Origin of the sequence: Herbiconiux sp. VKM Ac-1786 (assembly GCF_015350805.1) — a bacterium.
Lineage (GTDB): Bacteria > Actinomycetota > Actinomycetes > Actinomycetales > Microbacteriaceae > Herbiconiux.
Genome location: NZ_JADKSG010000001.1, coordinates 255856 through 269534 on the forward strand (window position 1 = coordinate 255856; position 13679 = coordinate 269534).

The 13679-nt window shown below is 71.1% G+C and carries 13 protein-coding genes; 4 read left to right on the forward strand and 9 right to left on the reverse strand.

Annotated elements, in window-relative coordinates; genetic code table 11:
• Positions 1–11 precede the first annotated feature (11 nt).
• Both ITJ64_RS01175 and ITJ64_RS01180 read right to left on the reverse strand, forming a co-directional pair.
• The gene (locus ITJ64_RS01175; RefSeq protein ID WP_194678935.1) at positions 12–539 is read right to left on the reverse strand and encodes a gamma carbonic anhydrase family protein; all 528 of its coding nucleotides are present in this window, start codon (positions 537–539) and stop codon (positions 12–14) included.
• A gap of 91 nt (positions 540–630) precedes the next feature.
• A complete protein-coding gene (locus ITJ64_RS01180; protein ID WP_228507612.1) occupies positions 631–2322 on the reverse strand; it encodes a Na+/H+ antiporter in 1692 nt (563 codons plus the stop codon).
• A 73-nt stretch (positions 2323–2395) separates the two neighbouring features.
• On the opposite strand from ITJ64_RS01180, the gene ITJ64_RS01185 reads away from it, so the two are divergent.
• Together ITJ64_RS01185 and ITJ64_RS01190 are read left to right on the forward strand one after the other, a co-directional pair.
• Positions 2396–2812 carry a DUF3592 domain-containing protein gene (locus ITJ64_RS01185; RefSeq protein ID WP_194678936.1) on the forward strand — a complete coding sequence of 139 codons (417 nt, stop codon included), beginning with the start codon at positions 2396–2398 and terminating at the stop codon, positions 2810–2812.
• Positions 2809–4074, forward strand: a complete 1266-nt coding sequence (locus ITJ64_RS01190; RefSeq protein ID WP_194678937.1) for a low temperature requirement protein A — start codon at positions 2809–2811, stop codon at positions 4072–4074. Before ITJ64_RS01185 ends, ITJ64_RS01190 begins: the two co-directional genes overlap by 4 nt.
• On the opposite strand, the gene ITJ64_RS01195 is transcribed toward ITJ64_RS01190, so the two are convergent.
• Positions 3984–4265 (reverse strand): helix-turn-helix transcriptional regulator, encoded by a 282-nt coding sequence (locus ITJ64_RS01195; protein WP_194678938.1) that lies wholly within the window; start codon positions 4263–4265, stop codon positions 3984–3986. The two genes, ITJ64_RS01190 and ITJ64_RS01195, sit on opposite strands and share 91 nt — an antisense overlap.
• Positions 4265–4741, reverse strand: a complete 477-nt coding sequence (locus ITJ64_RS01200) for a DUF2975 domain-containing protein (RefSeq protein ID WP_194678939.1) — start codon at positions 4739–4741, stop codon at positions 4265–4267. The genes ITJ64_RS01195 and ITJ64_RS01200 overlap by 1 nt, the downstream gene beginning before the upstream one ends.
• Positions 4742–5085: 344 nt before the next feature.
• Here ITJ64_RS01200 and ITJ64_RS01205 point away from each other — a divergent pair, with 344 nt between their 5' ends.
• Positions 5086–5682 carry a ferritin-like domain-containing protein gene (locus ITJ64_RS01205; protein WP_194678940.1) on the forward strand — a complete coding sequence of 199 codons (597 nt, stop codon included), beginning with the start codon at positions 5086–5088 and terminating at the stop codon, positions 5680–5682.
• Here the strand turns inward: ITJ64_RS01205 and ITJ64_RS01210 are convergent.
• The 4 genes from ITJ64_RS01210 to ITJ64_RS01225 form a co-directional block, all read right to left on the reverse strand.
• Complete coding sequence (locus ITJ64_RS01210; protein ID WP_194678941.1) at positions 5679–7406, reverse strand: AMP-binding protein; 1728 nt, start codon at positions 7404–7406, stop codon at positions 5679–5681. The two genes, ITJ64_RS01205 and ITJ64_RS01210, sit on opposite strands and share 4 nt — an antisense overlap.
• Positions 7407–7473: 67 nt before the next feature.
• Positions 7474–7752, reverse strand: coding sequence for a hypothetical protein (locus tag ITJ64_RS01215; RefSeq protein ID WP_194678942.1), 279 nt, complete (start codon positions 7750–7752; stop codon positions 7474–7476).
• A gap of 92 nt (positions 7753–7844) precedes the next feature.
• The gene (locus ITJ64_RS01220) at positions 7845–8603 is read right to left on the reverse strand and encodes a hypothetical protein (protein WP_194678943.1); all 759 of its coding nucleotides are present in this window, start codon (positions 8601–8603) and stop codon (positions 7845–7847) included.
• A gap of 16 nt (positions 8604–8619) precedes the next feature.
• A complete protein-coding gene (locus tag ITJ64_RS01225) occupies positions 8620–9939 on the reverse strand; it encodes an FAD-dependent oxidoreductase (RefSeq protein WP_370544982.1) in 1320 nt (439 codons plus the stop codon).
• A gap of 140 nt (positions 9940–10079) precedes the next feature.
• Here ITJ64_RS01225 and ITJ64_RS01230 point away from each other — a divergent pair, with 140 nt between their 5' ends.
• A complete protein-coding gene (locus tag ITJ64_RS01230; protein WP_194678946.1) occupies positions 10080–12035 on the forward strand; it encodes a cell wall-binding repeat-containing protein in 1956 nt (651 codons plus the stop codon).
• A gap of 3 nt (positions 12036–12038) precedes the next feature.
• On the opposite strand, the gene ITJ64_RS01235 is transcribed toward ITJ64_RS01230, so the two are convergent.
• On the reverse strand, positions 12039–13658 hold the full coding sequence (locus ITJ64_RS01235; protein ID WP_370544983.1) for a methyltransferase: 1620 nt from the start codon (positions 13656–13658) through the stop codon (positions 12039–12041).
• Between the last annotated feature and the right edge of the window lie 21 nt (positions 13659–13679).

The window sequence follows — 13679 nt, forward strand, 5'->3', positions numbered from 1 at the left end:
CCACTCTAGATTCAGCCTCCGACGGTGCCGCCCCGGTGGGCCTCCACGTGCCCCAGATATGTCGTCGCGTTACGGCGGATGCCCGCCCGCTCCTCCTCGGTCAGCGACCGCCGCACCTTTCCGGGCACCCCGGCGACCAGCGATCCGGGCGGCACGACGGTGCCCTCCAGCACCACGGCCCCCGCGGCCACCAGCGATCCGGTGCCGATCACGGCCCCGTTCAGCACGGTCGCGTTCATGCCGATCAGGCTGTCGTCCTCCACCGTGCAGCCGTGCAGCACCGCGTTGTGGCCGACGCTCACCCCTGCGCCGATGAGTGCCGGATGCCCGGGGTCGACGTGCACCACGACGTTGTCCTGCAGGTTCGATCCGGCGCCGAGCGAGATCCGGTCACCGTCGGCCCGCAGCACGGCGCCGTAGAACACGCTCGATCCGGCGGCCAGCCGCACGTCGCCGATGACGGTCGCGGTCGGCGCGATCCACGCCTCCGCGTCGACGACCGGTGTCTTCCCGCCCACGGTGATGATCAGTCCGCTCATGCCGAGGACACTACCAACCCGGCCGGGCGGAGCGACCCCGCCGACCGCACCGACCGCACCGCCGAAGGCCCCCGCACCGCCGAGGGCATCCTCACAGCCGGTCCCCGAACCGCGACTCGATCGCCGCCTCCTGGTAGTCGAGCTTCGCCAGGAACTCCCGCGCCGCCTCGTCGTCGAGCAGGTTGCGATCCCGCTCCCGGATGATCGCCAGCCGCTGCGCCCGGATCACGCGGCGCTGCAGCGCCCCCATCTCGCGCCCGAACTCCGTGGTCGCCGGGTCGGCCTCCCGCTCGGCCGCCGCGGAGCGCTGCGCCACCCGCTCCTCCACGCCCTTCACCATCTCGGGTGGCATGCTCGCCGGCGGGTTGCGCACGAACTCGGCGAACACCTCGCTCGACGCCTCCCGGGCCACGTCCTGCGCGTGGGCGGCCTGCTCCTCGTCGATCGCGTCCTGCGCCGGGTCGCTCAGCTTCAGCGAGCGGATCAGCGCCGGCAGCGTCAGCCCCTGCACGAGGAGCGTGCCCACGGCCACCGTGAACGCGATCGCCTGGATCTCCGGCCGCCCGGGGAACGGCGTGCCGTCGGCGAGCGACAGCGGAACACCGGCGGCGGCGGCCAGCGTCACCACCCCGCGCATCCCGGTCCACGAGACGACGACGCTCTCCTTCCACGACAGGAAGACGGGGAACTGCCGGGGCTTCCGGCCGCGGGCCGCCCGGGCGATGTTCTCCCGCTCGATCCGGGCGCGCATCCGCTCGTCGCTCGCCATTTTGCGGCGCATCAGCCGGTCGGTCACGACGTTGCGCCCGAACGACGCGAACACCCACACCGGGCGGATCAGCAGCACGACGAGCAGAACCAGCAGCGCCGCCCCGAAGACCTGCCAGACCGAGTCGGCGCCGCCCGCCTCCTGCACGTCCTGGATGACGAAGCGCAGCTGCAGCCCCATGTAGGCGAACACGAAGGCCTCGAGCAGCACGTCGATCGACGACCAGACGTCGCGCTCCTGCAACCGCGTCGCGTAGCCCGCGCGCCGGGAGCTGGCACCGATCGCGAAGCCGGCGGCCACGACGGCGAGCACGCCGGAGGCCTCGAGCTGCTCGGCCAGGAGGTAGGCGGCGAACGGCACGATCAGGCCGAGCACGGTCTCCAGCGGCGGGTCGTTCAGGAAGCGCCGGATGAGCGTGGCGACGCCCGCGAGCACGACCCCCACCCCGATGCCGACGCCGGCGCTGTAGAGGAACAGCAGCACCGGGCTGTCGATGAACGTGTGCGTGCCGACCACGGCCGAGACCCCGATCGAGAACAGCGTCAGGGCGGCAGCGTCGTTGACGAGGCTCTCGCCCGTGAGGATCGACATCACCCGCTTCGGCAGCCCGAGCTTCGTGCCGATCGCGACGGCGGTCACCGCATCCGGAGGCGCCACGATCGCGCCCAGCACGATGGCCGTGCCGAGGGTGAGGGCCGGCACCACCCATGACGCGAAGACCCCGACGACGAGCGCGGTGACCACGACGAGACCGACCCCGAGCCCGACGATCGGCCGCAGGTTCTTCAGGAAGGAGATGAACGAGAAGTTCAGCGCCGCCGAGTACAGCAGCGGCGGCAGCACGAGCCCGAGGATGATCTCGGAGTCGAGCTCGAGCCCGGTGAACCCCGGGATGAACGAGGCGGCGAAGCCCACCAGGGTGATCACGAGCGCGGGCTGCAGGCCGCGCCGCTGGGCGATGCCCGTGACGGCGATCGCGCCGACGATCACCAGAAGGAGCTGCACGCCGTTCATGCCGAAACTCTAGCGATCGGCCACCGGGTCGCCGCACCCGCTCGACGTCGCGGGCAGGCAATAGGGTGTGAGCATGGACGATCCGGTCGACGCAGTCTCGTTGATCACCGAGCTGTTCAGCTGGATCGGCATCGGCCTCGGCGTGCTGCTGCTCGTGGTCGGCTACGTGCGCGGCGCGTTCTTCCGCAACTGGCCCGAGACCCTCGGTGTCGTCGTGCTCGCCGACGGCGGCGAGCTCGTCTACCGCTGGATGGGCGAGGACGGCGTGCTCTACGAGGCCCCCTGCTCCGACGACCACGGGCACTCCCCCGAACCGGGCGACGACGTCACCGTGCACGTGAACCCCCGCGACCCGGCGGTCGGGCGCATCGACGACCCGTCACACGAGGGCCGCGCGTTCCGCACCACGGGGTGGATCCTGCTCGGCATCGGCGTGGCCGCGGTCGTGATCCAGTTCGTGCTGCTCATCGTCTCGTCGACGGCGTCATGAGCACGCGTCGGCGCAGCATCGTCCCGGTGCTCCGGATGCGCGGCCGCAGCATCCACGAGAAGGGCCGCGTCTCGACGCCGCTCGAGCTGCTCTTCGACCTCACCTTCGTCGTCGCCGTGGCCTCGATCGTCGCCCAGCTCGCCCACGCCGTGGCCGAGGACCACATCGCCACCGCGCTACCGAACTTCCTGATGGTGTTCTTCGCGATCTGGCTGGCGTGGCTGAACTTCACCTGGTTCGCCTCGGCCTACGACACCGACGACGTGCCCTACCGGCTGCTCACCATGCTGCAGATGGGCGGGGTGCTGGTGCTGGCGGCCGGCGTGCCCGGTGCCTTCAACGAGGAGGACTGGGGGCTGGTCACCCTCGGCTACTTCATCATGCGCGTGGCCCTCGTCGGCCAGTGGCTGCGCGCGGCGGTGCAGGACGAGCCCGGTCGCCGCACCGCCCTCGGCTACGCCATCGGCATCTCGATCGTGCAGGCGCTGTGGATCTTCCGGCTCCTGGTGCTGAACGACCTGCCGTTCGCCGCGCAGGTCGCGGTGTTCGCGCTGCTCGCGCTCTGCGAGCTGGCCGTGCCGCTGATCGCCGAACGCGGGCGCCACATCGCGTGGCACCCGCACCACGTCGCCGAACGATACTCGCTGTTCACGATCATCCTGCTCGGGGAGTCGGTCGCGGCGTCGAGCTCGGCGGTGCAGGGCGTGCTGAGCGCCGGGGCGGCCACCGGCGAGTTCGTGCTGATCGCCGCCTCGGGGCTGGCGCTGCTGTTCGGGCTGTGGTGGGTCTACTTCCTCGAGCCGGCCCACGAGGGGCTCGAGAAACACCGGTCGCGCTCCTTCTTCTGGGGCTACGGGCACTACCTCGTGTTCGCGGCGCTCGCGGCGCTCGGCGCCGGACTCGAGGTGGCGGTCGAGTCGATCGGGCACGAGCTCGAGGTGCCGTCGACCGTCATCGGCTACGCCACCGGCATCCCGGTCGCGGTGTTCTTCGTCATGATGTGGGTGCTCTACCGGCCGCTGACCGGGCCCACCGTCATCCCGCCCGCGGTGAGCCTGGGTGCCGCGCTCGCGGTGCTGCTGCTGCCGCTCGCGGCCCCGGCGATCTCGCTGGGCGGTGTGGTGCTGCTGATCGCGCTCGTGGTCGCCGCGGTGATCGGCATCACGGTGGTCTACCGGCGGGGGCCGGCGCTCCCTGCGGCGCCGTCGTCGTCGGGGTCGGCGTCACCGGCGCCGTCGGCGTCGGCCGGCCCCTCCGCGTAGCTCAGGATGTCGCCGGGCTGGCAGCCCAGCACCCGGCAGATGGCGTCGAGCGTCGAGAAGCGCACGGCCTTGGCGCGCCCGTTCTTCAGGATCGAGATGTTCGCCACGGTGATGCCCACGGCCGCCGCGAGATCGCTGACCGACATCTTCTTCTTCGCCAGCTCGACGTCGAGGTTGATCACGATCGGCATCAGACGACCTCGGCGAGCTCGTCGTGCAGGCCGGTCGCGCGATGCAGCAGCCTCCGCATGACGTCGACGAGCAGGGCCAGGGCAGCGGCCGCGGCAGCCACCGCCGCCGCGAGCACCGCGACGGTCGCGCCGGCCGGCGTGGAGGCGGCGCCACTGACCAGCAGATAGCCGAGCCCCACCGTGGCGAGGGCGCCACCGATCGCGAGGGCCGCGACGGCTCCGCGCACCCACCGGTCGGGGCGCCGCTCGGCCTCGAAGATGCGACCGTCGCGGGCCAGTGGCGCGAGCGCCCAGACGCACACCAGCACGACCTCGACACAGACCAGCCCCGCCACCGCGAGCACGGCCACGACGACCGCCGCACCCTCGCCCAGCACGGCCCGCGCCACCGCGTAGCCCGCCACCTGGGCGGCGACGGCCCCGGCGAACAGCAGCACGAGCAGCGCTCTCAGGGCGCCGAGCATCACCGAAGCCATGGATCCTCCTGATTTATCGAAAGACGTGCGTTTCATATCGTTCTTCGATATGTTAACGCCTCAAACACTACCGCAAGGAGCGATCGTGACCGAGCAGCAGCGCACGAGAGAACGACCTTTCGCCGAATGGGCGGAGTACTTCGAGGGGCAACCTCGCCCGGCACGAGCGGCTCGACCGCACCATCCCGTGGGGATCGATCTCGCCCCTCCCGGCCGGTCACATCGCGGCCATCGCCCGCTCGCTGCAGCGCTTCGAGCTCGGCGAGAGCGGCGAGGGGCAGGGGCTCCGCTCGAAGGCGGCCCGACTGGGCGACCCCGACCACGACACCGCCCTCGGCCTGTTCGTGGCCGAGGAGCAGAAGCACTCCGCACTGTTCGGCCGCGCGCTCCGCCGCTTCGGCGTCGGCCCTCTCGAGGCGCACTGGTCGGACGCGGTGTTCGTGCGGCTGCGGCGGCTGATGGGCCTCCGCACCGAGGTGACGCTCTTCCTCGTCGCCGAGACCGTGGCGCTGGAGTACTTCGCCGCGCTCGAGCGCTCCGCCGACCCGGTGCTGCGGGGCGTGGCGCGGCGGGTGCTGACCGACGAGGTCGAGCACATCCGCTTCCAGGTGGCGCAGCTGCAGCTCGGGTTCGCGGGCACGTCGACGGGCTTCCGGATGCTCGCGGCTGCCGCCGCCTGGGTCGTGGCGGTGGGCGCGGCCACCGTCGTGGCGATCGACCACGGACCGGCACTGCGCGCCGGCGGCCTGACCCCGCTCGCCTTCTGGGGCCGGGGCCTCCGGCACTTCCGACGCGCGGCGGCGGACGCCTTCGGCTCGGCCGCGCCGCGCGTCCACCCCGGATCGGGTGCCCTCGCGCATCCGGAACCCCACGCCGCCGAACGACGTCACAGAGCAGGAGGCGCCGCCGCGCATCCGGAACCCGCCCGGAGGGCCGCCTAGGCGGCGGGCGTCTCGTCGAGCAGCGCCTTGAGCTCTCGGCGCAGCACCTTGCCGACGTTCGTCTTCGGCAGCTCGTCGCGGAACTCGATGCGGTGCGGGCGCTTGTACCCGGCCAGCTCGCCCTTGAAGTAGGCGGTCAGCTCGTCCTTCGTGATCGTCGGGTCGGAGGGCACCACGAAGAGCACCACCGACTCCCCCGAGCGGTCGTCGGGCACGCCGATGGCGCCGGCGTCCTTCACCTTGGGGTGCGACATCGCCACCTCCTCGACCTCGCTGGGGTAGACGTTGAAGCCCGAGACGACGATCATGTCCTTCTTGCGGTCGACGATCGTGATGAAACCGTCGTCGCTCATGGTGGCGACGTCGCCGGTGCGCAGCCAGCCGTCGACGAGCACCTCGGCGCTGTTCTCGGGCTGGTTCCAGTAACCCGACATCACCTGCGGCCCGCGCACGCACAGCTCGCCCCGCTCACCGAGTGCCACCGGATTGCCGTCGTCGTCGCGCAGCTCGATGTCGGTGGAGGGCAGCGGCAGGCCGATGGTGCCGACCCGCGGATGCTCCCAGGTCGGGTTCACGCAGACCACCGGCGAGGCCTCGGTGAGCCCGTAGCCCTCGAGCATGTCGCTGCCGGTCGCCTCGCGCCAGGCGTCGGCGGTGGCGCTGCGCACGGCCATGCCGCCGGCCACCGCGAGCTTCAGGCCCGAGAAGTCGAGCGCCCGGAAGGCCTCGGTGTCGAGCAGCTGGGCCGCCAGCGTCGACACCAGGATGTAGACGCTCGGCTTCGTCGACTGCAGCGTCTTCACGAGGTCGGCGGTCTCGCGCGGGTTCGTGACGAGCACGTTGTGGGCGCCGTAGGCGAAAAAGGCCAGGCCGTTCACCGTCATCGAGAAGATGTGGTAGAGCGGCAGGGCGGCGAGGATCGTCTCCTCGCCCGGGGTCAGCCGCAGCTTCATCGGCGCCAGCATCTGCGCCTGGTTCGCGAGCAGGTTGGCGTGGGTGAGCACGGCGGCCTTGGTGCCGCCGGTCGTGCCGCCCGTGTACTGCAGCAGGGCGGTGTCACCCGGTTCGACGACGGGCCGGTCGACGGATGCGCGGCCGCTCCCGCGCGCCTCGGCCACGCTCTTCGCCCCCGCCGCCAGCGCCTGCCGGAACGGGATCGTGCCGGTGAGGCCGTGCGGCGGCACCATCTTGCGCACGCGCTTCACGACGAAGTTGGTGACGACGCGCTTCGGTGCCGGCAGCAGGTCGCCGACCTCGGTGAGGATGACGTGCTGCAGAGAGGTCTCGCCGATGATCTTCTCGAGCTTGTCGGCGAAGTTCTCGAGCGCCACGATCGCCACGGCACCCGAGTCGATGAACACCTTCTTCATCTCGCTCGCGCTGTAGAGCGGGTTCGCGCCGACCACGACGAGTCCGGCCTTCAGGGCGCCGTAGACCGCGATCGGGTACTGCAGCAGGTTGGGGCTCTGCACGACGATGCGGTCGCCCTTGGTGAGCCCGAGGTCACCGAGCAGGAAGGCGGCGAAGGCGTCGCTCAGCCGGCCGACGTCGGCGAAGGTGAGCACCTTGCCGAGGTTGGAGAAGGCGGGGCGGTCGGCGTAGCGGCGGCAGGTCGCGTCGACGAGCGCGCCGACGGAGTCGACCTCGCGCTCGCCGATCGTGGGGGCGAGGTCGGGCGAGTAGCTCGCCAGCCAGGGACGGCTGTCGTAGGCGTTCGTGGTCATGTGAGGTTCTGGGTTCGCGTCGCTGCGGGCGGCGGGGTTCGTCGACGGGGGCCTGGGCGCGACGCGCTCAGACCCGCTCGGGACGGCCGTCGGCGTTGCCGAGCGGGTCGTCGGCGATCGGCCCGGCGGGTGCGGCGGCGGCCGGGTCGTCGCTCGTGGCGGGATCGGTGTCGGCGTCGGCGATCAGCTCGGCGTCCCAGTCGACGACGGCCTGCTCGGCCTCGGCGCGCGTGGCGAACGGGCCGAGCGACGGGGCGTCGGGGAAGTCGTCGGGGTTCAGGTCGGTGACGACGTAGTAGGTGACGGTGTCGTCTTGCTCGTGCTCGACGATGCGCAGATCGGTCATACCGTTCACCCTATCCAGTCGACAGCCGTCTGCCGCGCGCGTCGCCTGCCTCGTTCGGGCGCGGTACCCGCCCCGCGGTGGGCCGGGTGCCTCTAGAAGTCGAAGCCGCCGCCGAAGTCGCCGCCACCGAAGTCGCCCCCGCCGAAGTCGCCCCCGCCACCGAAGTCGCCGCTGCCGCCCGACCAGTCGCCGCCCGAGGCGTCGACCGAGCCGGCGTCGCCGCCCACGTCACCGCCGGAGCCCGCGTCGCCGCCGGTGTCGCCGCCGTCCGCACCGGCGTCCCCGCCATCGGCCCCGGCGTCGCCGCCGTCGGCCCCGGCCTGGTCGAAGCCGACCGGCGGGAGGAAGGCACTCACGAGCGCCGAGCCGATCACGAAACCGGCCACCGTGCCGAGCATCGAGGAGGCCATCATCGAGCCGAAGCCCATTCCACCGCCGCCGCCCATGCCGCCGCCCTGGCGTCCGGCGCCCGCGAAGGCGCGCTCCATGGTGCCGGGCTGACGGATCTCCGACCGCGTCGCCGACTGCGCGAGCGAGTGCGGGTCGTCGCCCTTGGGCTGGTCACCGGCGGGCGCGTTCTCGCTCAGCTGGGTGAACAGGATGCGCCGCTGCTCGGGCGTCAGCTTGGTGAACGCCTCCTCGTGGACCTGCTCGATGGTCTCGGGCGGGGCCGTGCGCAGGAGGTAGCGGTAGCGCTCCACCGCGATCTCGTCGTCGCTGCGCTGAGCGCCCTGCGCGCCCTGGCCCTGACCGGCCGGCGCGGCGGGAGGCTGCTGCCCGTACCCGCCCTGGCCGTAGCCGGGGTTCTGCGGCGGTTCTTCCCGGCCAAGCAGTCGGTCGAGGAATCCCATGCTGATCGCTCCGATCTCAGGCGGCGCCGCGTGCGCCGTCGCTTCCTCTCATCTTTCCCACGCCGTCTGTGCTTTGACTGTGCACCGGCTGCACCGGCTGCATCGCGGCGAGGAGCTCGGGCGAGACGGTCTCGGGCCGGATGCCCCGGCCGATCAGCCGCGGAGCGACGGCCTGCAGCATCGGCACGATCAGCGACAGCGCGATCCGCTGCAGCCGCGTCGGCGGGCTGGCGAGGAGCGGCCCCGCGCCGGGCTTCGCGATCGTGGCGTGCACCCGCAGCTGGAGGGCTTGCATCAGCCGCACCGGCGGCAGCCGACGGCGCTGGATCGCCGCCAGCTGCACGCCGGTGACCGCGGCGCCCCCGCCCGAGCGCAGGGTCGTGACGAGCGCGTTCGCGGTGGCCACCGCATCCTGGATCGCGTAGTTCACGCCCACGCCGAACGCCGGGGACATCGCGTGCGCCGAGTCGCCGATGCAGAGGAGCCCAGGCCGGTGCCACCGCTCGAGGTGGGAGACCTGCACGCTGAGCAGCTTCACCTGGTTCCAGTCGGTGAGCGTGCCGACCACGCTCGTCAGCGGCTTGGCGGTGACCGCGAGGTTCCGCCGGAACGCCTCGAGCCCCGCCGCCTTGACCTCGTCGAAGCGCCCCTTGGGGATGATCTGGCCCGCCTGGAAGTGGTCGCGCCGGTCGATGGTGAGCACGAAGGTCCCGTCGGCGACGTAGAGCAGCGTGGGCTTCAGCGTCGCGCGGGGCTTCGGCAGTGAGAACCACAGCACGTCGATGGCGACCCCTGACTCCGTCGGTACGAAGCCCGCCGCCGACCGCACCGTCGAGCCGCGGCCGTCGGCGGCGACCGTCAGGCCGGCGTGCACCTCGAGCGGGCCGTCGGCGTCCTCGGCGGTCGCACCGGTGATGCGCCCGCCCTCCTCGAGCACCCCGGTGGCGGCCGTGCCCATCAGGATGCGGAACGAGGCGAACTCGGACGCCTTGCGCGTGAGGAAGAAGAGGAAGTCCCACTGCGGCATGAAGGTCAGGAAGTCGTCCTCCCCACCGAGCCGGGCGAAGTCGACGGCGTGGATGCGCGTGCCGTTCACCACGGCGTCGAGCGCGCCCACCTCGCTGTGCGGCAGCTCGAGGAACTCCTCGCGCAGGCCCAGCTGCCCGAGGAGCGCCAGCGTCGAGGGGTGGATCGTGTCGCCCCGGAAGTCGCGGAAGAAGTCGGCGTGCTTCTCGAGCACCACGACGTCGACCCCGGCGCGCGCGAGCAGGTACCCGAGCATCACCCCCGCCGGCCCACCGCCCACGACGCACACCTCGGCGTGCACCTCGCGCACTGCCGTTCCACCCCCTGGCCCCGCCCCAACCCCGCTCATACGCCCAGGCTAGGGCCTGCTCAGCCAACAGGACAGACCACTGCGTGACAGTGATACAAGAATGATCTATCCTCATTTCATTACACGGATTCGGAGATTCCATGCTGCGCTCACCAGGCCGCACTCGCTTCACCCTGATCGCAGGAGCACTCGCGTTGGTCGCCGGGCTGGCGACCTCCTCGACCGTGTCCTTCGCCGCATCATCTCCCCGCGCCATCGAACTCGAACGAATCTCCTCTGCGATTCCCGACCCGGCATCGGGAGGGATGGGAGCCGCTCAAGTCGATCCGACGACGGGCCGAGGATTCGTCGTCGACACCTATCTGAACAAAGTCGAGACGTTCGCCGTCACGTCGACATCGATGACACCGACGGGGCCTCTGTCCATCGGAACCGCCCTACCGATGGCTGCCGCACTCGACGATCAGAACCACGTGCTCTACGTCGTCGACCGATCGACTCCAAATCGCGTCGTCGCGGTCAACGTCGACCCGGCATCGAGCATGCGCGACAAAGTGATTGGGACCTATCTGACAGGTGGCACGGACCCACTGAGCATCGCCGTAGATTCGATTTCCCACACGGTCTACGTCATGAACGTGACGTCGAACGATGTGACAGTCATCGACGTTCCTACCGGGGCAGTTCGTTCCGTCGCTACCGGCAAGAGCCCGGACGACATGGCGGTCGACTTCGACAGTCACCGCGCGTACGTGACGAGTACGGAGGACGAGAGCATCACTACCGTCTTCGCGACGGGCTCGTCGACATCGACGCCCATGAACAGGCCGCTTTCCATCGCACTCTGCAAAGACACGATCTTCGTTTCGACCGACCGGCCGTACGGATACCACATCGAGAAGTACGACGTAGGCATGCGCTTGCTGGCTACGTCGCCTCCCTTGGCCTCCGCTCCCAACGAGATGCTCCCTGACTGCCGTCGCCACGCTCTCTACACAGCCGACGCAGCTGCGGGCGTTCCCGGTCTGCAGGTCTTCCGCACCAGCGATCTGAAGCTCGAAGGGGGATCGAACGTGGATTACTACCGAACGCTCACGATGGATCCCAGTGGCAATCGACTCTTCGCCAGCGAGACCGGTCGGACGGCCGGCTCAGCGATCGTGATGTTCGAGCCACACTTCAGTCCTCCGGCAGCGGTGGAGCGGGTCGCCGGGGCGGATCGATTCGAGGTGTCCGCTGCGATCTCGCGCCAGAACTTCCTGCCGAACTCCGCCGTGGCGTACGTCGCATCGGGCGCCGGCTTCGCCGATGCCCTCTCGGGCTCCGCGGTCGCGGGCGAGAGGAGGGCACCGGTGCTGCTGGTGACGAAGGACGGTGTTCCTGGAGCCATCGCCGATGAATTGGCGCGCTTGAAGCCACGGACGATCGTGATCCTCGGTGGCACCGCAGCCGTCAGCCCGGGTGTAGAGGAGAGCCTCAAGAGGTACTCCGGTTCGGTCACGCGCATCAGTGGGGCCGACCGGTTCGTGGTATCGGCGGCGGTCTCGGCGTCAGTGTTCAAGCCGAAGGTGCCGGTCGCGTACCTGGCCTCGGGAGCAAACTTCCCGGACGCTCTGTCAGGATCCCCAGCGGCCGGGCGGGCGCACGCACCCGTGCTATTGATCGAGAAGGATCGCATCCCCGACGCCGTCGCCGCCGAACTGGCCCGGCTCGATCCGGGTGAGATCGTGGTACTCGGCGGGCCGAACGCGATCAGCGAAGCCGTGCTGGATCAGCTTTCGACGACGAAGACGGTTTCGCGCATCGAGGGCGCTGATCGGTTCGAGGTCTCGGCGGGGATCTCGGCGCAGAAATTCCACGACGGGGCGTACATGGTCTACATCGCATCAGGTCAGACGTTTCCCGACGCCCTGTCCGGGGCGCCGGTAGCGATCGCCGACGGGGCACCTGTGCTCCTGGTGACGCGAGACAGCATTCCAGACCCCGTCGCAGCCGAGCTCGAGCGACTGCATCCGTACCGGATCGTCGTGCTCGGCGGGACGGCAGCCGTCTCGGACGGGGTCAGCGAGCAGCTGAAGAGCTACCTGACCGACTGACTCTCAGGGGGCGGGGAGGAGGAAGACGTCGGCGAGGAGGGCGCGGAGGCGGGGGGCGAGGGCCGCGCGGAGCGCCGCCTCGTCGACGGAGAGCACCTGCGCGATGGCCGCCGCGATGGCCGAGGCCGAGAGGTCGCCGTCGCAGGCGCCGACGAAGGCGGCGAGGCCGGTGTCGAGGTCGATCGAGCGCGAGAAGCCGCCACCCTGGCGCAGCGTCATCACCACGGGGTCGTCGTGGCCCGGCCAGTAGTGGCGCTCCTCCGTGACGTCGGAAGCGTAGACGTAGGTTCCGGCGAGCAGCTCGTCGTCGTCGCGGTGGGCCTGCCAGTCGTGACCTGCGAGGCAGACCGCCAGATGGTCGCCGAGGCCGATCGGGTTCGAGCCGATCGCGGCGTCGACGCGCTCGTAGCGGTCGAGGGTCGGCGCGGCCGCGGGAACGCGCGACCCGACCGCGGGCGCCGCCGCCGGCCGCCGCAGCAGCACGTACCCGAACCCCACCTCCCGCACGCCCCGCGCCTCGAAGTCGTCCAGCCAGCTCGAGTAGAGGGAGTCGAACGCCGGCGTCCCGGGCCGCGTCCCGCCGTCCCGGATCCACGTCTCCGCGTACAGCGGCGCATCCTGCCGATCGCGCTCGATCACCCACGCGTCCACCACGACCGGCGACGACGCCACCCACGACCGCACCCGGTGCAGCCCGTCCGACGCCCCGTACTCCCAGTTGCCGAGCAGCTGCGCGATGCCGCCCGGCGCCAAATGCGACGGGGCCGAACGGATGACCGACGCCACCAGCGCATCCCCCACCAGCCCGCCGTCACGGTACTCGTAGAGCGGCACGCCCTCCTGCCGCGGCGTGATGACGAACGGCGGGTTCGAGACGATCCGGTCGAACCGCTCCCCCGCGACCGGCTCGAACAGGCTGCCGTGCCGGAACTCGATCGAGTCGATGCCGTTCAGCCGCGCGTTGAACGCCGCGATCGCGAGGGCCCGGCGCGAGATGTCGGTGGCCACGACCCGGCGCGCGTGGCGGGCGGCGTGCAGGGCCTGGATGCCGCATCCGGTGCCGAGGTCGAGCACCGAGTCGACCGGCGTCGGGATCATCAGCCCCGACAGCGTCATCGACGCCCCGCCGATGCCGAGCACGTGGTCGGGGTCGAGCGGCCGGCCGAGCACCGACTCGCCGAGGTCGGACGCGATCCACCAGCTCCCCGCTCCGAGCGAGTCGACGAAGCTGTAGGGCCGCAGGTCGAGGCGGGCACGAACCCCGCCCGCAGTGCCCGCGGGCCCGATGAAGCCGAGCGCCTCGAGGCCGGCGACGCCGAGCGTCGGCAGAGCATCCGCCACCTCGTCGGCCGGCACCGTCGACCCCAGCAGGAAGAGCCGGGCCAGCGTCGACACGGGCGAGACGGGGGCTCCGGATGCTCGAGCCCGCGAGATCGCGCGCACCGCCGGCTCGCGCTGCCCCCGGTGCAGGGCGGCCGCCGCCGAGGGCCCCCACAGCGCGTCGATCACGTCGACCCGGAAGCGCGCGGCCACCAGGTCGTCGCGGAGCGCATCCACCAGCGCCACGTCCTCGGGCGCCGACGAGCTGAGGGCGGGCGGCAGGGCGATCGAATCGTGGCTCACCGCTCCATTCAATCGCTACAG

Excerpts from the sequence above, each read along its gene's own strand:
- ITJ64_RS01190 (WP_194678937.1), top strand. The coding sequence starts at position 2,809 with ATGAGCACGCGTCGGCGCAGCATCGTCCCGGTGCTCCGGATGCGCGGC.
- ITJ64_RS01175 (WP_194678935.1), bottom strand. The coding sequence starts at position 539 with ATGAGCGGACTGATCATCACCGTGGGCGGGAAGACACCGGTCGTCGAC.
- ITJ64_RS01210 (WP_194678941.1), bottom strand. The coding sequence starts at position 7,406 with ATGACCACGAACGCCTACGACAGCCGTCCCTGGCTGGCGAGCTACTCG.
- ITJ64_RS01185 (WP_194678936.1), top strand. The coding sequence starts at position 2,396 with ATGGACGATCCGGTCGACGCAGTCTCGTTGATCACCGAGCTGTTCAGC.
- ITJ64_RS01195 (WP_194678938.1), bottom strand. The coding sequence starts at position 4,265 with ATGCCGATCGTGATCAACCTCGACGTCGAGCTGGCGAAGAAGAAGATG.
- ITJ64_RS01215 (WP_194678942.1), bottom strand. The coding sequence starts at position 7,752 with ATGACCGATCTGCGCATCGTCGAGCACGAGCAAGACGACACCGTCACC.
- ITJ64_RS01220 (WP_194678943.1), bottom strand. The coding sequence starts at position 8,603 with ATGGGATTCCTCGACCGACTGCTTGGCCGGGAAGAACCGCCGCAGAAC.
- ITJ64_RS01180 (WP_228507612.1), bottom strand. The coding sequence starts at position 2,322 with ATGAACGGCGTGCAGCTCCTTCTGGTGATCGTCGGCGCGATCGCCGTC.
- ITJ64_RS01200 (WP_194678939.1), bottom strand. The coding sequence starts at position 4,741 with ATGGCTTCGGTGATGCTCGGCGCCCTGAGAGCGCTGCTCGTGCTGCTG.
- ITJ64_RS01230 (WP_194678946.1), top strand. The coding sequence starts at position 10,080 with ATGCTGCGCTCACCAGGCCGCACTCGCTTCACCCTGATCGCAGGAGCA.